The organism is Arsukibacterium sp. UBA5043, assembly GCA_002415085.1.
GTDB lineage: Bacteria > Pseudomonadota > Gammaproteobacteria > Enterobacterales > Alteromonadaceae > Alishewanella.
The window spans coordinates 600,295-624,485 of record DIBV01000017.1 but is presented as its reverse complement, the minus strand read 5'-3'; the positions used below and the strand labels follow the sequence as shown (position 1 = coordinate 624,485).

Genomic DNA, 24,191 nt, shown 5'->3' with positions numbered 1-24,191 from the left:
TCCTCAGGCAGCCTGCTTTTTGAATAGCTGGCGAAATACCGGATAAATGTCTGCTAATTCCCTGATATGCTCAATGGCCATATTGTCGTGCTGAGTCAATAGTTTTTCGTACTCGTGCCACAGGCTCTGGTGTGCGCGCGGGCTTATTTCAATGTAGGCATAATAGCGCACTAAAGGTAATAGCTTATTGGCCAGCAGCGCCGCACAAGGGGCACTGTCATCGGTCCAGTTATCGCCATCAGATGCCTGAGCAGCATAAATATTCCACAGAGTAGGGTCGTAGCGATCAGTAATAATTTCGTGCATTAGTCGCAATGCCGACGACACAATAGTGCCGCCGGTTTCCTGCGAGTAAAAAAATTCCTGCTCGTCTACCTCTTTAGCCTGGGTGTGATGGCGAATATAAACTACGTCGACATTTTTATAGCTGCGGCTGAGAAATAAATACAACAGAATATAAAAACGTTTGGCCATATCTTTGGTAGGTTGGTCCATTGACCCGGACACATCCATCAGACAAAACATCACAGCTTTGCCGGTAGGCTCTGGTTTTTTCTGATAATTGCGAAAACGCAGATCAAAACTATCAATAAAGGGAACCGCCGCAATACGGGCTTTCACAGTAGCAATTTGTTCAAGAAGTTGAAGGCGTAGCTGCTGATCTTGTACCGGCTCTTGTTCCAGGTCGGACAATTGCTGCTCAAGCTCTGCTAGCGTTGCTTTTTTACTTGCCGTCAAGGCGACGCGTCTGGCCAATGAACCACGAAGGGAACGCACTATATCAATAGTGCTTGGTACGCCATCAGCTCGGAAGCCTGCCCTGACACTTTTATACTGTACCAATTTATCTAATTGGTTTTTCTGCAGGTTCGGCAGGGCTAAATCTTCAAACAGTAAATCAAGATATTCCTCTTTAGAAATGGAAAATACAAAGTCATCACTGCCTTCGCCGTCAGCGCTGGCGTCGCCCTGACCAGGGCCTTGGGCACCGCCTTGTGGCCTGGCAATCCGGTCACCTTCACTAAACTGATCGTTGCCCGGGTGGACAATCTGACGGCGCCCCCCTTTACCCTGATGAAAAAAAGGTTCAGTAATATCTTTGTTAGGGATGGTAACGTTTTCACCACTATTGATATCGGTAACGCTTCGCTCGCTGATCGCATCGGCCACGGCTTTTTTTATTTGCTGTTTATACCGTCTGATAAAGCGTTGTCTGTTTACCGCGCTTTTGTTTTTGCCATTAAGTCGTCGGTCAATAAAGTGCGCCATACCACCCCCGGCATTATTGTGATTTGCGAACCCGCAAATACCATTCCGACAGCAGTCTGACTTGCTTACGGGTGTAGCCTTTTTCCATCATCCGGTTAACAAAATCATCATGCTTTTTCTGGTCCTCAGTGGAGGTTTTAGCATTAAATGAAATCACCGGCAGCAACTCTTCGGTACTTGAAAACATTTTCTTTTCAATGACGGTGCGGAGTTTTTCGTAACTGGTCCACATCGGATTTTTGCCGTTGTTTTTCGCTTTGGCTCGCAGCACAAAATTAACAATTTCATTGCGAAAATCTTTTGGATTACTGATTCCAGCTGGTTTTTCGATCTTTTCCAGTTCCGCGTTTAATGCTGCCCGGTCAAACAACTGGCCCGTTTCAGGATCACGGTATTCCTGATCCTGGATCCAGAAATCAGCATAAATGACATATCTGTCGAAGATATTCTGGCCATATTCAGAATACGACTCCAGATAGGCGGTTTGGATTTCTTTACCAATAAATTCAATATACTTTGGAATAAGATAGCCTTTGAGATGCTCCAGGTAGCGCTCTGCGGTATCTGCGGCAAATTGTTCTCGCTCTATTTGCTGCTCCAGCACATAAAACAGATGAACCGGGTTGGCTGCAACCTCGGTACTGTCAAAATTAAATACCCGGGATAGAATTTTGAAAGCAAAACGGGTAGAGAGTCCGGTCATTCCCTCATCTACGCCGGCGTAATCGCGGTACTCCTGGTAAGATTTTGCTTTCGGATCGGTATCTTTCAGGCTTTCGCCATCGTATACCCGCATTTTTGAATAGATACTGGAGTTTTCGGGCTGTTTTAACCTGGATAGTACAGCAAACTGAGCCAGTGAACTTAAGGTTCCAGGTGCGCAGGGCGCGGCATTTAACTCGCTATGCTCCAGTAATTTCTGATAGATTTTCTTTTCTTCGTTCAGGCGCAGACAGTACGGCACTTTGACAATATAAACCCTGTCCAGAAAAGCTTCGTTGTTTTTGTTATTTCGAAAAGTTTGCCATTCAGACTCGTTGCTGTGCGCTAGAATAATACCATCGAAAGGCAGCGCCGCCAGGCCTTCTGTACCATTGTAGTTGCCTTCCTGGGTTGCCGTTAATAGCGGATGGAGTACTTTGATCGGCGCTTTGAACATCTCAACAAACTCCATCAGGCCCTGATTCGCCCGGCAAAGGGCACCCGAATAGCTGTAGGCGTCAGGGTCATTCTGGGCAAAATGCTCTAATTTGCGGATGTCTACCTTACCCACCAATGCGGCAATATCCTGATTGTTTTCGTCACCAGGTTCAGTTTTGGCAATCGCTATCTGATCTAAAATTGATGGGTGTTTTTTGACCACTCTAAACTGGCTGATATCACCATTATATTCATGCAGCCTTTTTGTTGCCCAAGGCGACAAGATATTACGCAGATAGCGGGGGGGAATGCCATACTCTTGCTGCAACAGGCGACCATCCTCGCTGGCATCAAATAACGACAAGGGATGATCACATACTGGTGAGCCTTTCAGATAGTAAATAGGTACCTGTTGCATCAGATACTTTAGTTTTTCGGCCAGTGACGACTTACCACCACCAACCGGGCCCAATAAATATAAAATTTGTTTCCGCTCTTCCAGACCCTGGGCGGAATGCTTCAGGTATGAAACGATTTGTTCTATCGCATCTTCCATGCCGTAAAACTCTGAAAAGGCAGGGTAGCGAGCAATAACACGGTTAGAAAACAACCTGCTCAGTTTCGGATCCTGAGCCGTATCTATTAGTTCAGGCTCACCAATTGCCAGCAATAATCGCTCTGCGGCTGTGGCGTAACAGCTTTTGTCTTCTTTGCAAAGTGCCAGATATTCCTGAATACTGAACTCTTCCTCTCGGGTGGCTTCATATCGTGATTTGTAGTGCTCAAAAATGCCCATACGCACCTCCAGCCATTGCTCGTGGGAAACCTGTTGTCGTTGCTGCTACGTTTAAGGTTAGACAGTAAAAATCATCTTCGCCTGTCTAATTCACCGAAAAATTTTAAGATTTATGAACACACTTGTTGCGCAATACGTAAAGCATACGCACCAGGTTTACTGCAAATTGCTGAAAAAAACGGCAAGAGGAAAAGCGAAGTTAAGTTCCTGAAGGGTAAAAAAATACCCGGCAAAGCCGGGTATTTTGGGTGGAGATTCAATTGATTTAACGCGTAAACCGATTAATGTCAGATACTTTATTTAGCAAAATTATCACTGGCAAACTGCCAGTTTACTAAAGCCCAGAATGCATCAAGGTAGGTTGGGCGGGCATTGCGGTAATCGATGTAATAAGCATGCTCCCATAAGTCAACAGTAAGCACAGGCGTGACTGATGCATCTTGAACCGGTGTAGCGGCGTTGCTGGTATTTACAATGTCCAGGCTGCCGTCAGCTTTCTTGACTAACCAGGTCCAGCTTGAACCAAAGTTATTTACTGCTTTATCATTAAAGACTTTTTTGAACTCAGCGAAAGAGCCCCATTTAGCATTAATGGCGTCAGCTAAAGAACCGGTTGGTTCACCGCCACCGTTTGGTGATAAGCAGTGCCAGTAGAACGTGTGATTCCATACCTGAGCTGCGTTGTTAAAAACACCACCTTCAGCGCTACGAATAATTTCTTCCAGAGACTTACCGGCAAACGGGGTACCTTCAACTAAACCGTTCAGTTTTACCACATAGGTGTTGTGATGTTTGCCATAATGGTACTCGAGGGTTTCCGCTGAAATATGCGGTGCTAAAGCGTCTTTTGGATATGGTAATGCGGGTAATTCAAAGGCCATTGTTATGCTCCGTTATCGTTGTTAAAGATGTCTGCATCGCGTAAACTACAAAACCTGACTAATTTACTCAAGTTTTAACTCAGTCAGTTTTACGCTTCACAAGCTTCGCCAGTTCTTTGACATGGCGAGAGATTATTTTAAGTAATAATTGTAACAGTAGAGCTGATATTGGGTTTTTTTTTATGAACTCAAGTGTTAGTAGTGAAAGATAAGCGTAAAATGGTTCAACTTAATAAGTTTCTGCAGAGGTGAAAATGGAGACATTGGATAAAATTAAGCAGCAAATTGCTGAAAACCCTATTCTGTTATTTATGAAGGGCTCGCCTAAATTCCCCAGTTGTGGTTTTTCTGCTCAGGCCTCGCAAGCACTGATTGCTTGTGGTGAACAATTCGCCTTTGTCGATATTTTGCAGCACCCCGATATTCGGGCTGAGTTACCAAAATATGCTAACTGGCCAACATTTCCGCAATTATGGCTTGATGGCGAATTAATTGGCGGTTGTGATATTATTCTTGAAATGTTTCAGCGGGGCGAGTTACAGCCTCTGGTAAAAGACACCGCTGCAAAATCGGCGGGCACTGATGCAACAACAGACGCTGAATGAGCAAAACTAAACCTTAGTTAAGCTGGTAAATCAGGGAGCGACGCTCCCTGATTTTTTAAATTAATCAGAGTCTTCTGCGTCATCATTGACAGGCAGGGGCCAGCCCCCTAACAGCTGCCACTTATTGACAATATAACAAAATAACTCAGCAGTGCGTTCGGTGTCATATAGCGCGCTGTGTGCTTCTTTACTGTCAAAAGCAATGCCAGCCTGCTGACATGCTTTGGCCAACACGGTCTGGCCCAATGCCAGAGCGGCAAGACTGGTTGTGTCGAAAGAAACAAAGGCATGAAAAGGCGACCGTTTATAATTGGTGCGGGCAATAGCAGCATTGACAAAACCCTGATCAAAGGCTGAATTATGGGCCACAATTACTGTGCGCTGACAGCCTGCAGCTTTTTGCGCCGACCTCACCGCTTTACATATTTCCGTTAACGCCTCGCGTTCGGGTACGGCTCCACGCAGCGGATTAAAAGGGTCTATTCCATTAAATGCCAGAGAGCTGGCATCCAGATTGGCACCCTCAAAGGGTTCAACATGATAGTGCAGGGTTTCACCCGGAATGAGCCTGCCATCCTCATCCATCTGCAGCAGGTTTACCGCAATCTCAAGCAGGGCATCAGTTTGTGCGTTAAAGCCTGCGGTTTCAACGTCGATAACTACTGGATAATAGCCACGGAATCGTTGCGCGAGCAGAGATTTTTTTTCTGTCATAAGCCAACCATTACAAATACAGTGCGCATTATGCCAAAAAAAAATGCCAGCGTCTTGTATTCGGCATAGTGTTTGCTTATTAAAGCGAGAGGGGGCTGGCCTCCTGTTAAAGTTTGCCGCAAGCTGGACGGATTAATCAATGTGCTATTGGGTGACAAGGTAGAGTAAATGCAAAATTATGGCTTAGTATTTATATCGTTAGCGTGCGCTTTGGCTGCACAAAGCAGTTTTGCCGACGCGAAACAGTTACGTCAATATTCTGCCAGTATTGAACAGTCAGCGTGGCAGCTAACGGCAAAAACACCGTTGCTTTGTCAGCTGGAACATGTCATTCCTAATTTTGGTAGTGCAGTTTTTCAAAGTAAAGCCAGTAAAGCTCTTAACCTGAATTTTGAACTTAAAATGCTCAGACTGCCGGATGCATACAGCCTGGCTGAGGTGCTGTCGCTACCGCCGGCGTGGCGGCCAGGCGAGCCGGGCAAAAGTGTGGCAAGCATGAGTTTATTAAAGCAATTCAATGGAGAGTTACCGAAAAAAACAGCCTGGACTTTATTAACGGAATTGGAGCAGGGGTTCAGCCCAACCTTCTATTACGCTGATTGGTATAGTCCCTACGACCAGGTGGCAGCCAGGCTTAATCCGGTGCAGTTTCCTCCGGGCTATTTTGCGTTTACAGAGTGTGTTGCCAGGCTATTACCTTTTAGCTTTGAAGATATTGCCTTTACGGTGCTGAGCTATGAGTCTGGAAGTGACCAACTGACGCCTGAATCAAAACGTCGTCTTGGTCAGATAGCTGAGTATTTGCAACACGACCCACAGATTGAATCTGTTGAGTTACAGGGTTATACCGATAGTTATGGTGGGCGCTGGATGAACGAGCAGCTATCGGTCAAAAGAGCTGAAAAAATTAAGCAGTTCTTAGCCGAGGCCGGCGTTGCCGGCGAAAAAGTTCAGGTGGATGGCTTTGGTGAACGGCGCCATGTTGCGTCGAACCAAACCAGCCTCGGACGTGCCACTAACCGCCGGGTAGTGCTGCAAATGGCCAGACCTTAATCCAATTTATTGGCCAATTATTAGCCGCACAGCGGGGTAGAGTTGTGCCAGAAATTGATAATTCAGTGATTTATTGCACCATGATATCGATCTGGCGCCAGTCATTTTGTTCGGATATGAGTATTCTGACTTGCTGCTGATCCACCCGATAATACAGATTTAAACGATTATGGATCATCGCACTGTTGTCAGGCTCGCCTAATTGCTGGCGATAGAATTCCTGCAATTCAGCCAGCGACTGGCGGCTAAAATAGCTAAGTACCGCAGGCAGCTTGTTTTCAAGCCTGGCAAATTCACGGGCATCGGCGGTAAGCGGGACCTGATAAAAACTGTCTGCAGAGCCGTTGAATGATAATGTTGTAAACAGAGCAGAAACCAGACACAGAGCTAAAGATCGCATTTTTATTTCCTTGTATGCAGTGCGATAGTACCTTGTCACCATACCAAACTTTAGCGGAGTTTGACCAGCAGAAACAGTGGTTAAGCTAAATAGCAATCATAAGATGGTTTTACCTGATTGCTCAGTTGGTAAAGCGCTCGGCGGCAATTGCAGCTAAATTATCTGTGGTCATCGCTTGTGGCTGAGCAGCAATCTGACAGGCCAGGGTTTCTGCCAGCAAGGGCGCCAGTAAAACTCCCCGCGCACCTAAACCGCCGAACACGAACAAGCCCTGATGATTAGTGACAGCCCCAAGCAAGGGCAGGTGATCGGGCACCGTTGCTCTGAACGCAGCTCGCGCTGCTGTTGCTTCTGCGTCGGCAAACCATGTTGGCTTTTGCAGCTGATGGTTAACCAGCGCCAGATTTTCTTCATTGTCAGCTGCCGAAATAAATGCTGAACCGGCATTGCGGTCAAAAGTAGCACCGACAGCATGGCATTCATTCAGCGCCGGAGTGATGTAACCTTTGTGACATAACACTGTCTTTAATGGCCTCATACCATGGCTTTTTACATGAGTAACCTGGCCGCGTACCCGGTTAACCGGTAAGTGGCTACTAAGATGAAATTGAGATATATCGGCACCATTAGCCAGTACCAGTTGCGAGCAGGTGCTGGTGGGTGCCGAGCCCTGACACCATACTTGCCAAAGTGGCGCGGGCTTGACGTCCGTCGCAATGGTGGTGATTGCAGTGACTTTACTGTTAAATTTCACCTGAAATAATGTCGACTGCAGTAATACCGCTAAGGCGGCCTGACAAAATTGTTGCGGACTAAGCCAGCCTGCTTGCGGCAAAAAAATGCCGCTATGCTCAAGTACTACTCCGGCAATCTGACTTGCCTGATCTGCAGTGACCGGATAGACCAGCTCTGTTGGCCATGCGCCGTTGTCGATTATTTTTTGCTGACGTTGTGAAAGTGCCGGATTCGTAGCAAGATGCAAGACACCGCACCACTGCATCGCGAATGCCAGGCCCTGCGCTGCTAACCGTTGATAAAAATGGCGGGCAAAATGAAAAGCCTGGCAATGTAGCAGACTGGCAGGGGTTGGCAATGCATGCAGGTTAGGATATACAGCGCCCTGCAGGTTATGAGACGCACCCTGAGCCACGGTATTGTCTGCACAGATAAGCTCAGTCGTAATGCCTTTATCGATCAGCTGCAATGCCAGACAAAGCGACGCAATACCACCGCCTACAATAACCACTTTGCCGTTGGCGCTATGGTTAGTGACCGCCTGGGGTTCATTATCGGCATCAGCTGGCGGTTGAAATGAGGCAGTTAACATCTCTCTTTTACGGCCAAAACCTTTTACTTTTTTTATGGCAAAGCCACTTTGTTGCAGGCCGCGCTTGACCAGGCCGGCGCAGGTAAACGTAGCGACTGTTGTGCCTATGTGACTCAGCCTCGCCATCTGATCAAATAACGCTTGTTGCCACATCTGCGGGTTTTTATCTGGCGCAAAACCGTCAAGAAAAAAAGCATCAGCCCGGTTTTTCGAGGGTAATTGCGGTAGCAACTCATTGACATCCCCCAGCCATAAATCTAAAACGACACTGCCCTCGTCAAAAATCAGCCGCTGGCATCCTGCTACCGCAGGAGGGTATTGCGCCAGTAATAACTGACACTGATCACTAAGCTCAGGAAGCAGCTGCAGTGCTTTGCCAAGATCACTGTATGTGAGAGGGTACTTTTCATAACTTGAAAAATAGAGTTTGCGACACTGTGCTGCCGGGTGCTGCTGACGAAACTGGCGAAAGCGCTGCCAGCAAAGTAAAAAGTTAGCACCGGTGCCAAAACCAGTTTCAATAATATGAAAATATCGTTGGCTGTGATCCTCCCAGCGCTTCGGCAGTCCGTTGTGCTGTAAAAAAACATAGTCTGTTTCTGCCAATCCACCCTCGTTAGAAAAATATATATCATCAAAATCAGTGGCAACTGGGGTACCCTGTTGGTTAAAGTAAATATTGGCATGGTTTAGCGAAGGCATCTTGGTGTCCGGCAGAAAAATCGGCTTGTAGTTTACCCGAAGCTGACGCAAAATTAAAAAGTGTACAGCTGTACGCTGAAAGCTGACCAGTTTTTATTACAAAGTCCGTACAATAGGCAGCACTATAATTATTTACTCTGCTGATAAGCAGACATGGGAGCAAAGATGAAAAGAGCCGTTATCACTGGCATGGGTATTGTTTCAAGCATTGGCAATAATCAGGAGCAAGTGCTGGAGTCGTTAAAAGCAGGCCGCTCTGGTATTACTGCTTCACCCGAGTTTGTTGAATTTGGTTTACGCTCGCAGGTCTGGGGTAACATTAAAATGAACCCCGCAGAACACATTGACCGTAAAGCAATGCGGTTTATGGGTGATGCGGCTGCTTATGCCTACATAGCCATGCAGGAAGCGATGACGGATGCCGGCTTAACGGCAGAGCAAATTTCTGATCCACGCGTTGGCTTGGTGGTTGGCTCTGGCGGTGCGTCTTCGAAGACTCAGATTGAGGCGGCTGATACCCTCCGTGAAAAAGGGGTTAAACGAGTTGGGCCTTATGCCGTGCCTAAAACGATGTCCAGCACATGCTCGGCCTGTCTGGCTACGCCTTTTAAAATAAAAGGGGTGAACTATTCCATCAGTTCAGCTTGTGCAACCAGCGCGCACTGTATCGGTCATGCGGTTGAGCTGATTCAATTGGGCAAACAAGATGTCGTATTTGCCGGTGGTGGCGAAGAAGTGCACTGGACTCTGGCAATGGAATTTGATGCCATGGGCGCATTGTCCAGCCGCTATAATGAAACACCAGAATTGGCTTCCCGCACATATGATGCACAGCGCGACGGTTTTGTGATCAGCGGTGGAGGCGGAATTGTTGTGGTAGAGGAACTTGAACATGCGCTGGCCCGTGGTGCGACAATTTATGGTGAAATTGTTGGTTATGGCGCGACGTCAGATGGTTTCGATATGGTTGCGCCCAGTGGTGAAGGCGCTGTGCGCTGTATGGAAATGGCAATGCAAGGTGTTACAGGTCCGGTTGATTACGTTAATACGCACGGTACCAGTACTCCGGTGGGCGATGTCAAAGAGCTGGCCGCCATTCAACAGGTGTTTGCTGGTCAATCGCCAGCAATCAGTGCGACTAAAGCGATGACAGGTCATGCCTTGGGAGCCGCGGGTGTACATGAAGCTATATATTCATTACTGATGATGAAGCACAATTTTATCGCGCCTTCTATTAACATCTCTGAACTGGATGATGCTGCTGCAGGCCTGAACATCATTAATGAAACGAAAGAAGCGACCCTCAACACTATTATGTCTAACAGTTTCGGCTTTGGTGGTACGAATGCTACGTTGGTGATGCAACGTTACCGTCCCTGAGTTGCTATGCGGTTGTTGTGAAAGAAGCCAGGCGATAAGTCGCCTGGCTTTTTGTTTTTTTTGCTAGACTGCTGCCGTCATGAGATAACGATAATTATTTTTCCAATTAAAAGAAAGCACATATTGATGAAAATCTATGCTGACGAAAATATGCCTTTGGTGGCAGAGTTTTTTGGCCATCTCGGTCCGGTAACCCTGTTTGATGGGCGTAATGTACAACCCGCTGACGTGGCAAATGCTGAAGTATTGCTGGTGCGCTCGGTGACTAAGGTTGATCAGAGGTTACTGGCCAAAAATAACGTTTTGCAGTTTGTTGGCACTGCTACCATTGGCATGGACCATATTGAGCAGAGTTATCTGATCAAGCGAGGGGTTAGTTTCAGTTCAGCACCAGGATGCAATGCCCAGTCTGTACTGGAATATGTGCTAAGTGCGTTATGGCATCTTGCTGAAAAATATCAGTGGCAATTGAGCCGCCAAACCCTCGGTATTGTCGGAGTAGGTAATATTGGCCAGCGTCTGGCTGAGGCTGCTGCAGCGCTTGATATGAATGTGCTGCTCTGTGATCCACCTCGGGCGGTGGCAGAAGCTGATTTTAAGCATACGCCATTTGCAGATGTGTGTCGCCAGGCCGACATTATCAGTTTTCACACACCAATGATAAACACCGGCCCGACGCCGACGAAGCATTTATTGAATGCGGAGTCACTGGCGATGTTAAAACCAGAATGTGCGCTGATCAATGCTGCGCGTGGTGCAATCATCGACAATCAGGCACTGCTGCAATCATTGCAGCGCTACCACCGCCCAGTTGTGCTTGATGTCTGGGAAAACGAGCCGGCTATTTTGCAAGCATTATTACCTTATCTTGAGATCGCCACCGCGCATATTGCCGGCCATAGCGTCGAAGGTAAAGCCCGTGGCACTGCAATGCTTTATCAGCGGCTTTGTCAGCAACTTGGGCAGGCACCACTTTGTCAGCTAGAACATTTGTTGGCCATACCAGCAGTGGAAAAAGTGCAATTATCTGAAAATTTTGGGCTTCCAGATGTCCAAAGTTTGGCGCGAATGTTATATGATGTGCGTCGGGATGATGCATTGTTCCGGTTTCACATTCAACGGGAAGGGTTTGACTGGTTGCGAAAGTCATATCCAGCGCGACGTGAGTTTAGCTCGGTACAACTTGCGGGCACGCAGGTACCGGACTGGATGACGCAGTTAGGCTTTATAAGTCAGTAAAAAGGGGTTTAAGCATGACATCGCAATACTCATCACAATACAATGTGGCGATTTTAGGCGCAACTGGCCTGGTTGGGCAACATTTGATAGAGATTCTGGAGCAACGTGATTTCCCGGTAGCACAATTATTTCCGCTTGCCAGTAGTCGTTCTGCCGGTGGCACAGTGACATTTAAGGGAGAGAAAATAACGGTGCTTGATGCAGACAGCTTCGACTGGAGTCAGGTACAAATTGGCCTGTTCTCAGCCGGAGGCAGTGTTTCTGCCATTTATGCACCAAAAGCCGCCGACGCTGGCTGCGTTGTTATCGATAATACGTCACATTTTCGCTACGATGCAGATATTCCGTTGGTAGTACCCGAGGTGAATGGCGCAGCTATTGCTGACTTTCGCAACCGTAACATTATTGCTAATCCCAACTGCTCAACTATTCAGATGTTAGTGGCCCTAAAGCCTATTTATGACGCAGTGGGTATCAGCCGGATCAATGTGGCGACCTACCAATCCGTTAGCGGCGCCGGGCAGTCAGCGGTAGATGCGCTTGCCTCTGAAACTGTGCAATTGATGAACGGTCGGCCGTTGGAGGGGGAAGGTCAGTTTGCACGCCAGATCGCTTTTAATGTCATTCCGCAAATTGATGTTTTTATGGAGAATGGCTACACCAAGGAGGAAATGAAAATGCATTGGGAAACCCAGAAAATTTTCGCCGACAACAGTATCGCAGTAAATGCGACGGCGGTCAGGGTGCCGGTATTTTATGGCCACGCAGAAGCAATTCATATTGAAACCCGGATGCCGATAAGTGTGGAGCAAGCCAAAGCATTGCTGGCAGATGCACCGGGCGTGGTGCTGCTTGAGGACAATAGTGACTTTCCTACTCAGGTTTGTAGTGCTACCGGTAAGGACGAGGTATTTGTAGGTCGGGTTAGACAGGATATTTCGCATGAAAATGGTCTTAACTTGTGGGTTGTAGCCGACAACATTCGTAAAGGTGCTGCCACCAACAGCATTCAGATTGCTGAGCATCTTATTCGCGATTACTTATAATAAAAGGCTCCTGTTGGAGCCTTTTTTCTGATTTCGGTTTATGCTGGTAACCATGCCATTACTGTTTTATATTTTGCTGCGTACATTTTGGTAAATATTGTATTAATCTTGGAACACTGTTTGCATTAATATTTGTATTGAATCAGTGTTGTCATGCATAAAGCCTAAATCAGCTTAAGTTGCCCGGGTAAGGAAAGGTAATGCCACTTCGTCTCTTGTCTTTATTGTTAATTGTCAATTTCTCGGCGCTTCTGGCGGGAAGTGCGTTTGCTGATGAGCCCGTTTCTACCGCTTTACGTGGTCCAAAAGACACTGATACTGCATTAATGCAGCGTCAATTAGGGCCGTTAAGTGCTACCGACACCTTGTGGCGAATTGCTGAACAGGTTAAACCTGAAGGCGCTAATGTCAGTACGTATCAGGTAATGTATGCGATTTACCTGAAAAATCCTGATGCCTTTATTGAGGGTAACCTGAACCACCTACGCCCCGGGTCTACTATACAATTACCTCAACTGCGGGAAATAAGGCTGGTAGACAACAACGTAGCGCGTGCTAAATCGGATGCCGATGATCGGGCCTGGGCAGTGCGAACCAGCCGTCAGGCTAACAATCAGCAAAATAGTAGTCAAAATGCAGGACCTCCCGCGGTGTCTGCGGCACAACTACAACAGCTTACTGAGTTAAAAGATCAGTTTGGCAATTCGCTGCTGATGATTGAAGCGATCGCCAGAGAAAATAATGAGCTGAAATCTACCCTGAGCAAGGTTCAGACAGAATTGTTAGCTCTGCAACAACAGTTAGGTGAAGACAGTAGTTTGCAACTGCAACTGAACACACTGCTGCAGCAGCAAGCTGAGATCCTTGCTGCCCAGCAAGCTCAGGAACAACAGGCAGCAGAGGCCGCCAAAGCATTGGCCGCGGAGCAAGAAGAAAGCGCTGGTATTTTTAATAACCCGGTAACATGGGTGTTAGCGGCTTCAATTCCAGCGTTGATTATCTTATCCCTGGTGGTGTTATGGTTAAAGCGACGCGGGCAGCAAACTGAGGCTGCGGTAGTTGCAGCCACCAGTGCAACGGCCCCGCCAGCTGATTACACGTCACCTTTGCCGCCGCTTGACGATAATGATACAGACGATAGCGGATTATTCGATATTGATGAAAGCTTGTTAGACGATGCGTTTGCCGACAATGGTGACTTTGGCACAAGTGACGTGCTGGACGATAGCCTGCCTGATTTTGACGATGATGCTCTGCTGGACGACGACCTGTTAGAGGACGATATATTACTGGATGACGACAGTTTACTTGCCACAGGCGGCCAAGATACCAGCACAGCAGCAGATGATTTGCTGGACGATGTTCTGGGCACACCTGAACTGAGTAATGAACCTGCAAGTACGGAATTCGATGCGAACAATATTTTGTCAGACAGCGATTTGAACGCATTATTATCAGCAGAAGATGATGACGATACGATTATAGAACTGGATGAGGACGAGTTTGATCTTGGCAGTGCAGAGGCTGATGTCCCGGAAGAAGAACACGTCATTGAGTTTGATCAGCATGATATATCTTCCAAAGCGCAAGACCTGACATCTGAGGCTGACATGCCACAGCAGCAGAGTGATGATGACGACTTGCTAGAGGAAATAGAGCTTGATATTCCGGATGATTCACAAGATAGCGTGCTATTAGCTGAACCAGAGCACAATGCCGAGCCTGCAACCAGCCTGAGTGATGACGACGCTGCGCCAAAAAGCGATGATGAACTTATTTTGGTGGAAACTGATAATAATAGTGAGGTTTTAGTTAGTGAGCCTTTTGCCAGTGATCTGAGCAATGACGAATTAACTGATGCCCAGATCAGCAGCCTGGTTGAAGACCAGACTTTTGACCGAACTGAGCTTGATGCTTTTGCCGAGTCTCTGGCCCTGGAGGGAGATGAACATAGTCAAAACCCTGACACAACAGCAGATGACCAGGCATCAGAGTTACTTAGTGCAGAACTTGATGAATTGTTGCAACAGGTTGAGGCCGGTGAGCCCGAGTCAACATCAGCGGATCCCATGGCAACCGAAGCTGATGAGTTAGCCGATGACATCGATATTACGCCTGATAATGAGGGGCCTGATTTACAAAACAACGAAGATGACTCGGTTTCTAAACCTTCTGAAGCGGCCTTATCAGTTGAAAACCCAAGTAAGATACTTGATAGTTATCCAGACTTGGAGCTGACCGATGAAGATCTTGGCGATGATGTCACACTGCCTGATGATACCGTCAGTGTTGAACTGGCACCCGCCGATCCAGACGCAGATCAAAATCTGGCAAAGCTGGATGACAGTCAGTTTGACAATTTGCTAACTGAACTGGAGGCTATGGCACAAACTACGGCGAATGACAGCGAAGAGTTAAGTTTGGATGTTGACTCGGTATTCAGCCAGACCACAGACGACGAAGGTTCGGCAGCATTGTCAGATGCTGATTTTGTCGAAATTGATAATTTGTTAGCTAACACTGAACATCTGCAGCAAGACGATGGGCGCTTTGAACAATTAAATGTTGATGTCGGTTTAGACGAGTTCGCTGATGTAATTGGTAATGACAATCCGCAGGATGTTGATAAAGAAGATAATGGATATGGCGCTAAACTTGACTTGGTGCGTGCTTATATTGAGATAGATGATCTTGAGAGTGCCAGCCATATTATTGGCGAAATGCTTGATTCAGACGCCCCTGAGCATGTTAAAACTGAAGCAAAAGCGCTCCAGCAAAAAACGGAGTGAAGACAAACCAGGCCTGCTCGATTGACGGGCTGCTATCCGATGGACTCTGCGCTATAATCGCCGCGGTTTATCAGAGGGGGCGCCATGCGGATAGCATTAGGAATTGAATATGACGGCACCGGCTTCTTCGGCTGGCAGCGCCAGCGGGAAGTAAACAGTGTCCAACAAGAGCTGGAAATGGCGTTGGCTAAAGTTGCCAACGGCCCGGTTGAAGTGTTTTGTGCAGGCCGTACCGATGCCGGCGTCCATGCCACCGGCCAGGTCGTTCATTTTGACACAGACGCGCTGCGCGATGCCAAAGCCTGGATAATGGGTACCAATAGTCATTTACCAGATCAAATCGCTGTGCGCTGGGCTATGCCGGTGCCGGACGATTTCCATGCCCGTTTCAGTGCCACTGCTCGCCGCTATCGTTATATTATTTATAATCAAAAATTCAGACCCGCAATTTTGCGCTCGGGGCTCAGTCACTATCATCAGTCGCTGGATATCAGCCTAATGCAACAAGCTGCACCAGCATTAATTGGTGAACATGATTTTAGCGCATTTCGAGCTATGCAATGCCAGTCAAAAACGCCGTACCGCAATATTCATCACTTGCAGCTGAGCCGGGTAGGTGACTATCTGGTGCTGGATATTAAAGCCAATGCTTTTTTACATCATATGGTGCGTAACATCACCGGGAGTTTGTTAGAGATCGGCATGGGTCGAAAGCCTGTCGATTGGTTGCAAGAATTGCTGCAAAGCCGTAATCGTAATCTGGCCGCAGCAACGGCGAAGCCCGGCGGGCTTTATCTGGTTGATGTTGATTACCCCGAGGCCTATGCGATCCCCAAAGCAGCACCAGGTCCATTATTTCTATAACTGCTGCTAAGACCAGTTTTTTATATTCTGATAGCGGGTATTTATGCTTTAATAGCAGCCGTTTAGTTTTATTTCGGCGTTTTTTGACGTATTTTGTCTATTATTAGGTCTAACGCCTGATCCCTGTTGATAGGAATGTATTATGAGTTGGTTAGAAAAGATCCTGCCCAGAACCTCCACTTCGTCGCGCCGTAATATTCCCGAGGGCGTCTGGACCAAATGCAGCTCATGTGACGCTGTGTTATATAAAGCTGATTTGGATCGTAATTTAGGGGTATGTCCTAAGTGTGATCATCATATGCGGGTTAATGCCCGGACCCGCTTAACTCATTTTTTCGATAGCCATTCTACGTCGGAACTGGCAAGCGAATTAGAGCCGCAGGATTTACTTAAATTTAAAGACAGCAAACGCTACAAAGATCGGATAGCGGCAGCCCAGAAACAAACCAATGAAAAAGATGCGATGATTGTTATGCACGGCACACTGCATGGTATGCCAATTGTTGCTGCGTCGTTTGAGTTTGAATTTATGGGAGGCTCAATGGCATCGGTGGTCGGCGCCAAGTTTGTCGCCGGAGTAGAGTATGCTCTTACTCACAAAGTCCCTTTTGTCTGTTTTTCTGCCAGCGGCGGTGCCAGGATGCAGGAGGCATTATTTTCATTAATGCAAATGGCAAAAACGTCAGCGGCGCTGGCCAAACTCAGTGAGCAGGGTTTACCTTATATTTCTGTGCTGACTGACCCCACTATGGGCGGCGTGTCTGCCAGCTTGGCGATGTTAGGCGATATTAATATTGGCGAGCCTAAAGCGTTGATTGGTTTTGCCGGTCCTCGGGTTATTGAACAGACTGTACGGGAAAAATTGCCCGAGGGATTCCAACGCAGTGAGTTCTTACTGGAGCACGGCGCGATTGATATGATTGTTGACCGTCGGAAAATGCGCGATACTATTGCCCGCCTTGTGGCTAAGTTTATGCAGCTGCCTGTACCGGTATCTGAGCACGACGCTGCTTAGGAATATGCTTAGGAAAATATGCCAGATACGATAACATCGAGCCAATCGTGCCACACTCTGGCCGATTGGCTTTATTACATTGAGCAAAGCCATCCCATTGATAAAGTTGAACTGGGTCTGGGCCGGGTAAGCCAGGTTGCCGATCGTGCTGATTTGGCGCAGTTGCCCGGCAAAGTGATTCTGATTGCCGGAACTAACGGTAAGGGTTCTACCGCCCGCATTCTGGAACAATTATTGTTGGTTCAGGGGTTTAGTGTCGGTGTATACAGTTCACCACATTTGCTGAAGTTCAACGAGCGACTTCGGATCAATGATCAGGATGTTGACGATGCGTTGTGGGTTGAAGCGATGGCTAAGGTCGAGACGCTGCGGGGCGACATTGCGCTGACGTATTTTGAATTTACCACGCTGGCGGCGTTCTGTGTATTAAAGAGTAAACCTGTCGACTTCTGTCTGATAGAAGTAGGGCTTGGCGGGCGACTGGATGCGACAAATATCGTCAGTCCTGATATCAGTGTTATCACGACCATCGATCTGGACCACCAGGATTGGCTGGGCAACGATCGGGAAACTATAGGTTTTGAAAAGGCCGGTGTGTTTCGCCAAGACAAGCCGGTGGTCATTGGTGAATTATTGCCGCCGGGTAGCGTGCTGGCCAGAGCGGCAACGTTAAATTGTTTACAACTGTTGGTAAACCAGGATTACTTTTATCAGCTATCAACAGACAGCTGGAGCTGGCAATGTGGTTCTGTTGATTATCAACAGCTGCCAATACCCGGCTTGCCAGTGCAGAATGTCGCAACCAGTCTGGCCGTACTTAGCCAGCTCTCTTTGCTACCAGACCCCACTGATTTGAGAAGAGTGCTAGCCACCCTGAATTTGTCAGGCCGGATGCAATTTTTGCAACGCAATCCTGCTATCATTATTGATGTGGCGCATAATCCGCAATCGGCACGCTATCTCGCCACTAAACTGGCGGAGTTAAAGCCGGGCTACAATCGAGTCCTTGCCCTGACGGGGATGTTAAAAGACAAAGACATTGCTCAGGCCCTGGCGCCCTTGACCTCTGTAATTGATCAGTGGCATCTTAGCAGCCTGCCAGGCTCGCGCGGTGCGTCTGCTGCTCAGCTGGCATGCGCACTGACACAAGTTGACGCTCAACAGTATCCGGACGTGGCAACGGCGTTTAAGCATTTGAGGACCATACTGCGACAAGATGATTTACTTGTTATTTTTGGCTCATTTGTCACGGTTTCAGCAGTGCTGGCAAGCTATTATCAGGAGGTAACATGACCGCAGGGTTTAAGCACAGATTACTCGGTGCCACTATTTTGATATTAGCCGGTATCATTTTTTTACCTGATTTACTCGATGGTGAAAAACAAGTAGTAAAAGATGATTTTAAAGTGATACCAGACCGCCCCGAATTTCAGGGGGTCCAGCAACCTGATACTTTTGACCAGGCGGAATTTGACCGTGCCAGCAGCGTTGCTGCAGCGAGTCAGGTGACTGAAAAAGCGCTGGATAGCGAAACTACTGCCGGCCCGGCAGCCGACCAGAACGAGGCGGAGAGTCTGCCATCGCAAGCGTACGCTCAGGTTACGTTACCATCGCCGGCTGACGCGACCACTGCAGCGGCCGCAGCACCTGCTGATATGGCAGCGGGCAATACAGTAACTGATAATGCCTGGGTGGTGCGGGTAGGTAGCTTTAGTAATCCTCAAAATGCCAATGCGCTGGTCGCCAAGCTTCGTCAGGAAGGTTATGTCACTTTTACCCGGGACATTACTAATAGTAATGGTCAAAAGCTAACCAGTGTGCTGGTGGGGCCTGAGCTTAGAAAATCCCATCTGGAACAAAAAGTTGAGCAACTGCAGCAACTGACAGGTATAGCCCGGCTGGTTGTTAGCCGCTATCAGGTGACTGAAAATAATTAGCCAAGCGCCAGCCGGTTTGATAGAATGCGCGCCGTCATCAGGCATCCTTTGGTAGCAAATGGTTTGGGTTGATTTTGTTATACTGGCAATTATTGCCTTATCGGCTGTTATCAGTCTGATCCGGGGTTTCGTCAAAGAAGCTATCTCACTGGTAGTATGGTTTCTGGCCTTTTTCATCGCCAGCCAGTACTATCCAAAACTTGCAACACTCTTTACTAATATCACTGATCCCACTATTCGCAATGCCTCTGCGATTGCCATTTTGTTTATTTGCACGTTAATTCTGGGCGCCTTAATTAACTTTGTTATCGCTAAATTAGTTCAAAGCACAGGCTTGTCGGGCACAGACAGAGTGCTGGGGCTGGTGTTTGGCGCACTGCGTGGTGTATTGGTTGTCAGTGCCGTATTATTTTTCATGGATGCGTTCACCCCGGCGGCGCAAGCACAGTGGTGGCAGCAGTCTGTATTGATCCCCGAGTTTGGTTTTATCATCGAATGGTTTTTTGAGTATCTGGAAAATCATTCAAGTTTTATGCAAAAGCCTTAAGGCTGGCGAGGAAATAATCAATGTGTGGTATCGTTGGAATCGTAGGTAAGTATCCGGTCAATCAGGCGCTGTATGATGGTCTGACAGTGTTACAACATCGGGGCCAGGACGCCGCAGGTATCGTTACGGTTGATAACAATACTCTCAGATTACGCAAAGCCAATGGCTTGGTAAAAGATGTGTTTGAAACCCGCCACATGCAGCGATTGTCAGGAAATATTGGCATCGGTCATGTCCGTTATCCTACAGCGGGATCATCCAGTACTGCCGAAGCCCAGCCGTTTTATGTGAACAGCCCGTTTGGTATTGCACTGGCCCATAACGGCAACTTAACCAATTCTCACGAGCTTAAAGAAGATATGTTCAGGCTGGCTCGCCGTCATATAAATACCACCTCTGATTCTGAAATTTTATTGAACATACTGGCGCATGAACTGCAGGCAAAATCGACGATGCAGTTGGAGCCTGAGCAGATTTTTAATGCGGTGGCCAGCGCTCACCGTAAAATCCGGGGCGGTTATGCAGCGGTTGCCTTGATTATTGGTCATGGCCTGGTGGCGTTTCGTGATCCGAATGGCATCAGGCCGCTGGTAATGGGTAAAAAAGAAACCGCTGCCGGAACCGAATACATGGTGGCTTCGGAGAGTGTCGCACTCGACGCAGACGGCTTTACGGTATTGCGGGATGTGTCTCCGGGTGAAGCGGTATATATTACTGAGCAGGGCGAGTTATATAGCCAACAGTGCGCCGAGAATCCGAATTATACGCCGTGTATCTTCGAATATGTGTATTTCGCCCGTCCTGACTCTACCATTGATAATATTTCAGTGTATGCCTCCAGAGTAGCGATGGGTAAGGTGCTGGGCCAGAAAATTAAGCGGGAGTGGGCGCATCTGGATATTGATGTAGTAATACCTATCCCAGAAACAAGTAACGATGCTGCGTTAGAAATAGCCAATGAACTCGAGTTACCTTTCCGCCAGGGTTTTGTAAAAAACCGCTACATAGGGCGTACTTTTATTATGCCTGGTCAGGTGCAGCGGAAAAAATCGGTTAAGCGTAAACTTAATGCTATCTGGCAGGAGTTTAAAGGTAAAAATGTATTGCTGGTTGATGATTCTATAGTCCGTGGTACGACATCTGGCCAGATTATTGAAATGGCAAGAGAAGCCGGGGCTAAGAAAGTATATTTTGCTTCAGCGGCTCCGGAAATTCGCTTTCCGAATGTCTACGGCATTGATATGCCCTCGGCAAATGAGTTAATTGCCCATGGCCACGATGTGGAAAGTATTTGCGAAACTATTGGTGCAGACGGTCTTATTTTCCAGTCATTGCCAGACCTCATTGCTGCGGTTCGCTCTGAAAACCCCGATATCAAGCGTTTTGAAACCTCGGTGTTTGATGGCCACTATGTAACGAATGATATTGATCAGGATTACTTAAACCGGCTTGACCAATCTCGCAGTGATGATGCAAAAGCTCATACCGCGATGTCAATGGCAACAAATCTGGAAACATATAACGAAGGTTAAGCGCTGCTTAATCTACGATATAGAAATTAACAAGGCGCCTTTGGGCGCCTTGTGTGATCAGCAGGGTTCTATTTTAATAAGATTGTCAGTGGGTATAGGTTGGGCCAAAGCCTGACATCCACAAGATAACCGTTGTTGCCATTAACACTGCTAACAGGGTTAAGCCGCCGGTAACCACGGAGCTGGCATAGATAAAGCCTCGCTCTTCCGGAATATGCATTAAAATAGGGATACCGACGTACAACAGGTATACCGAGTACGCTAAGCCCACCAGCCCGACACTTACCACGAACCACAGTTCAGGATACAGTGCGGCAAACCCTACCATAAACAGAGGCGTTGAGGTGTAAGAGCATAACTCTACGGTTTGGGTATACGTTGGCTCAGCCCCAAAAGTATGCGCCATCCAGTGTGCCAGCCACGCCAGAGTAAACACGCCAATAATTAAGCCGCAATACATTGCAACAGACATAATTAATGCACTTTGTGACGTTAGCTTAATGGGGTCGCCGACCCCAATACTCCAGCCTAAATGAACAGCAGAAAAATAGGCACAGATTGCGGGTATCAGAGCCACGATCATGATATGCGCCATGCTGTAGCGAAAACTTTCATGTCTGGCATCAATGGTATGCCATTCTTCTTTCGGGTGGGCATAAATGCCCCATAAATGGTTTAGTATCATAATTATTATCCTTTTTACTACGCCCCATATATCGGGCAACTAAGTTACTAAGCCACCCTTAACTCAGTTATGACGAAATCTTGCGCATTCGTCAAGCAACTTGCACTAATTTTCAACAAAGCATATATCCAGATCAAACTTGGTCGTTCTATGGGCTTTGGTTATAATACCGCAAATTTTTCTGGCACAGCTCACACTATGCAAAGCAGTGAATGGCAACAATTGTTACAACCAATCAATCGTTTTTTAGGCTGCAGTACACCTGAAAGCTGGCTGGAACAAGCCGCTAAACCTGAGAATCTGCCAACCTTGTTGCGGGATCATCTGATTTGCGAGTTAAAAGCAGCGCAAAGCGCCATGTATCTTATTCGCCGTTATGCAATTGATGACAGTAGTGCTGATGCTTTATTGCAGTGGTTAAAGCCTTTTGAAGATTTTACCTATCGCCAACAGGGAGACTGGCGCACACTGGCGGACCTAAGTCTGAGAAAGTCGATGATCCCAAAGGCGAGCAACGGCCATGCGCAGGATTTAATAGATAAAATGGTGTTGCTGATAAAAGAAGAACTGCACCACTTTTATCAGGTGCTGGAAGTCATGGCTGCGCACGATATTGTTTATGAAAAAACGACGTCCAGCCGTTACGCCAAAGGCTTACTGCGCCATGTCCGAACGTATGAGCCGGCGGCGATGGTAGATAAGCTGATTTGCGGTGCTTATATTGAAGCACGCTCGTGTGAGCGGTTTGCCAGATTGGCCCCCTTGTTACCAGCCAGAATTGCCGAATTTTATATCTCGTTGTTGCGCTCTGAAGCGCGGCATTACCAGGATTACCTGACGTTAGCGCAGCAAATTGCTTGTGCTGATATTAGTGAGCGGATAGCGTATTTTGGTAAGGTGGAAGCCGAATTGATTAGCAGCCCGGACGCTGACTTTAAGTTTCACAGCGGTTGCCCTCAGGCAGCAGCTAGTGATCAGTCAGCGGCGTAAATACCAGCTGCCAGTTGTCAGCCGATACGGTTAAGTAACTACTCTGGCTATACCAGTCACCCAATACATAGCGCTCACCTGGCTTGCCGTTGACCTCAATCTGATGCACTGCCGGTCGGTGAGTATGACCATGGATAAGTTTCTGCACGCCGGCTTCAGCCATTACTCTGGTAACTTCATCCGGTGTAACATCCATTATTTGCACTTGCTGCTGTGCGGCATAGCGCGCCTTATTTGCAGCACTTTTACGCCGGGCTTTTGCTGCAATCGCCTGCCGAAATGGTAACGGCGTTTTTAACAGCAACCATTGCCACCAGGGCTGATTCCACCATTTACGAAATCGCTGGTAAGCAATATCCAGGGTGCATAAGCTATCGCCATGCATAATCAGGGTAGGTGTGCCATACAGGTCGATGACCTGCTGCTGCGGTAATAATTGCATGCCAGCGCGGCTGGCATAGGCCTGACGCAGGACAAAGTCCCGGTTGCCATGAATAAAGTAGATGGGTAACTGACGGCTTAATGTAGTTAATGCTGTTGCCACCGTGTCGAGCAATGGCTCTGGGTTATCATCGCCTATCCAGACTTCAAACAAATCACCGAGAATATATAGCGCCTCGGACTTTACAGCTTGTTCTTGTAAAAAGCGTAGAAAGGCGGCGGTGATATCGGGCCGATCTGCAGACAAATGCAGATCGGCGATAAACAGGGTGTGTGGACTGGGCATCAGCGGTGCTTAAGCAATAAGCTCAGCTTTCTCAATGACTACAGGTTCTACTGGTACATCACTGTGCCCGGCAAAACGGCCGGTTTTGACCTGACGAATTTTGTCTACCACATCCATGCCTTCGCTAACTTCACCAAATACACAGTAGCCCCAGCCCTGACTTGATTCTGCAGTGTGGTTTAAAAAGCTGTTATCAGCAATATTAATAAAAAACTGGCAGGTAGCAGAATGCGGATCGTTAGTGCGTGCCATGGCAATGGTGCCTTTTTTATTGGGCACTTTATTGTTTGCTTCGTTTTTAATCGATGCCTTGGTTTCTTTCTGTTCCATATCCGGGGTAAAGCCACCGCCCTGAATCATAAAGCCATCAATTACCCGGTGAAAAATCGTATTATCTAAAAACCCTTCTTTTACATAACTGATAAAATTTTCCACGGTAACCGGGGCTTTATCGGCAAATAAATTAAGAGTAATAACGCCATAATTGGTATGTAATTTAATCATTAAATAATGTCCTCTGTTTTAATGATGCTATTGTAACTCAGGTGGCGCA

General features: G+C 47.4%; 22 protein-coding genes. 13 read left to right on the top strand and 9 right to left on the bottom strand.

From position 1 onward, the window contains the following. Window positions 1-3: 3 nt before the first annotated feature. The 3 genes from B2Q61_RS16845 to sodB form a co-directional block, all read right to left on the bottom strand. Window positions 4-1,269, bottom strand: coding sequence for a YeaH/YhbH family protein (locus B2Q61_RS16845; protein ID WP_290617883.1), 1,266 nt, complete (start codon window positions 1,267-1,269; stop codon window positions 4-6). Between the two features lie 13 nt (window positions 1,270-1,282). Continuing rightward, the gene (locus B2Q61_RS16840; RefSeq protein WP_290617881.1) at window positions 1,283-3,205 is read right to left on the bottom strand and encodes a PrkA family serine protein kinase; all 1,923 of its coding nucleotides are present in this window, start codon (window positions 3,203-3,205) and stop codon (window positions 1,283-1,285) included. Window positions 3,206-3,501: 296 nt separating this feature from the next. Beyond that, a complete protein-coding gene (sodB, locus tag B2Q61_RS16835; RefSeq protein ID WP_290617879.1) occupies window positions 3,502-4,086 on the bottom strand; it encodes a superoxide dismutase [Fe] in 585 nt (194 codons plus the stop codon). Window positions 4,087-4,340: 254 nt separating this feature from the next. On the opposite strand from sodB, the gene B2Q61_RS16830 reads away from it, so the two are divergent. Beyond that, window positions 4,341-4,691 carry a Grx4 family monothiol glutaredoxin gene (locus B2Q61_RS16830; protein ID WP_290617877.1) on the top strand — a complete coding sequence of 117 codons (351 nt, stop codon included), beginning with the start codon at window positions 4,341-4,343 and terminating at the stop codon, window positions 4,689-4,691. 60 nt (window positions 4,692-4,751) lie between these two features. Here B2Q61_RS16830 and rnt read toward each other — a convergent pair whose 3' ends face one another. Next, complete coding sequence (gene rnt, locus B2Q61_RS16825) at window positions 4,752-5,405, bottom strand: ribonuclease T (protein ID WP_290617875.1); 654 nt, start codon at window positions 5,403-5,405, stop codon at window positions 4,752-4,754. 168 nt (window positions 5,406-5,573) lie between these two features. Between rnt and B2Q61_RS16820 the strand changes: the two genes are divergently transcribed. Continuing rightward, on the top strand, window positions 5,574-6,458 hold the full coding sequence (locus B2Q61_RS16820; RefSeq protein WP_290617873.1) for a flagellar protein MotY: 885 nt from the start codon (window positions 5,574-5,576) through the stop codon (window positions 6,456-6,458). Window positions 6,459-6,528: 70 nt separating this feature from the next. Here the strand turns inward: B2Q61_RS16820 and B2Q61_RS16815 are convergent, their stop codons facing one another. Together B2Q61_RS16815 and mnmC are read right to left on the bottom strand one after the other, a co-directional pair. Continuing rightward, window positions 6,529-6,858 (bottom strand): hypothetical protein, encoded by a 330-nt coding sequence (locus tag B2Q61_RS16815; protein ID WP_290617871.1) that lies wholly within the window; start codon window positions 6,856-6,858, stop codon window positions 6,529-6,531. 121 nt (window positions 6,859-6,979) lie between these two features. Next, on the bottom strand, window positions 6,980-8,887 hold the full coding sequence (gene mnmC, locus B2Q61_RS16810; protein WP_290617869.1) for a bifunctional tRNA (5-methylaminomethyl-2-thiouridine)(34)-methyltransferase MnmD/FAD-dependent 5-carboxymethylaminomethyl-2-thiouridine(34) oxidoreductase MnmC: 1,908 nt from the start codon (window positions 8,885-8,887) through the stop codon (window positions 6,980-6,982). 165 nt (window positions 8,888-9,052) lie between these two features. Between mnmC and fabB the strand changes: the two genes are divergently transcribed. From fabB to purF, 10 genes are all read left to right on the top strand, one after another. Further along, a complete protein-coding gene (gene fabB / locus B2Q61_RS16805) occupies window positions 9,053-10,267 on the top strand; it encodes a beta-ketoacyl-ACP synthase I (protein WP_290617867.1) in 1,215 nt (404 codons plus the stop codon). A 126-nt stretch (window positions 10,268-10,393) separates the two neighbouring features. Next, window positions 10,394-11,506 (top strand): 4-phosphoerythronate dehydrogenase, encoded by a 1,113-nt coding sequence (locus tag B2Q61_RS16800; protein WP_290617865.1) that lies wholly within the window; start codon window positions 10,394-10,396, stop codon window positions 11,504-11,506. 14 nt (window positions 11,507-11,520) lie between these two features. After that, window positions 11,521-12,552, top strand: a complete 1,032-nt coding sequence (locus tag B2Q61_RS16795; RefSeq protein ID WP_290617863.1) for an aspartate-semialdehyde dehydrogenase — start codon at window positions 11,521-11,523, stop codon at window positions 12,550-12,552. A 200-nt stretch (window positions 12,553-12,752) separates the two neighbouring features. Beyond that, window positions 12,753-15,341, top strand: coding sequence for a FimV/HubP family polar landmark protein (locus tag B2Q61_RS16790; RefSeq protein ID WP_290617861.1), 2,589 nt, complete (start codon window positions 12,753-12,755; stop codon window positions 15,339-15,341). 84 nt (window positions 15,342-15,425) lie between these two features. Next, on the top strand, window positions 15,426-16,205 hold the full coding sequence (gene truA, locus B2Q61_RS16785; protein ID WP_290617859.1) for a tRNA pseudouridine(38-40) synthase TruA: 780 nt from the start codon (window positions 15,426-15,428) through the stop codon (window positions 16,203-16,205). A 142-nt stretch (window positions 16,206-16,347) separates the two neighbouring features. Then, on the top strand, window positions 16,348-17,220 hold the full coding sequence (gene accD / locus B2Q61_RS16780; protein WP_290617857.1) for an acetyl-CoA carboxylase, carboxyltransferase subunit beta: 873 nt from the start codon (window positions 16,348-16,350) through the stop codon (window positions 17,218-17,220). Between the two features lie 18 nt (window positions 17,221-17,238). Continuing rightward, window positions 17,239-18,513 carry a bifunctional tetrahydrofolate synthase/dihydrofolate synthase gene (gene folC, locus B2Q61_RS16775; RefSeq protein WP_290617855.1) on the top strand — a complete coding sequence of 425 codons (1,275 nt, stop codon included), beginning with the start codon at window positions 17,239-17,241 and terminating at the stop codon, window positions 18,511-18,513. Continuing rightward, a complete protein-coding gene (locus tag B2Q61_RS16770) occupies window positions 18,510-19,157 on the top strand; it encodes an SPOR domain-containing protein (RefSeq protein ID WP_290617853.1) in 648 nt (215 codons plus the stop codon). The genes folC and B2Q61_RS16770 overlap by 4 nt, the downstream gene beginning before the upstream one ends. 58 nt (window positions 19,158-19,215) lie before the next feature. Beyond that, complete coding sequence (locus B2Q61_RS16765; protein WP_290617851.1) at window positions 19,216-19,704, top strand: CvpA family protein; 489 nt, start codon at window positions 19,216-19,218, stop codon at window positions 19,702-19,704. Between the two features lie 20 nt (window positions 19,705-19,724). Next, window positions 19,725-21,236: an amidophosphoribosyltransferase gene (purF, locus tag B2Q61_RS16760; RefSeq protein ID WP_290617849.1), complete on the top strand. Its 1,512-nt coding sequence runs from the start codon at window positions 19,725-19,727 to the stop codon at window positions 21,234-21,236. A gap of 85 nt (window positions 21,237-21,321) precedes the next feature. Here the strand turns inward: purF and B2Q61_RS16755 are convergent, their stop codons facing one another. Next, window positions 21,322-21,921: a Yip1 family protein gene (locus B2Q61_RS16755; RefSeq protein WP_290617847.1), complete on the bottom strand. Its 600-nt coding sequence runs from the start codon at window positions 21,919-21,921 to the stop codon at window positions 21,322-21,324. Between the two features lie 198 nt (window positions 21,922-22,119). On the opposite strand from B2Q61_RS16755, the gene miaE reads away from it, so the two are divergent. After that, the gene (miaE, locus tag B2Q61_RS16750; RefSeq protein ID WP_290617845.1) at window positions 22,120-22,911 is read left to right on the top strand and encodes a tRNA isopentenyl-2-thiomethyl-A-37 hydroxylase MiaE; all 792 of its coding nucleotides are present in this window, start codon (window positions 22,120-22,122) and stop codon (window positions 22,909-22,911) included. Here miaE and B2Q61_RS16745 read toward each other — a convergent pair. Together B2Q61_RS16745 and B2Q61_RS16740 are read right to left on the bottom strand one after the other, a co-directional pair. After that, on the bottom strand, window positions 22,889-23,638 hold the full coding sequence (locus B2Q61_RS16745) for a UDP-2,3-diacylglucosamine diphosphatase (RefSeq protein WP_290617843.1): 750 nt from the start codon (window positions 23,636-23,638) through the stop codon (window positions 22,889-22,891). The genes miaE and B2Q61_RS16745 overlap by 23 nt on opposite strands. Window positions 23,639-23,647: 9 nt before the next feature. Further along, on the bottom strand, window positions 23,648-24,142 hold the full coding sequence (locus B2Q61_RS16740) for a peptidylprolyl isomerase (protein WP_290617841.1): 495 nt from the start codon (window positions 24,140-24,142) through the stop codon (window positions 23,648-23,650). Between the last annotated feature and the right edge of the window lie 49 nt (window positions 24,143-24,191).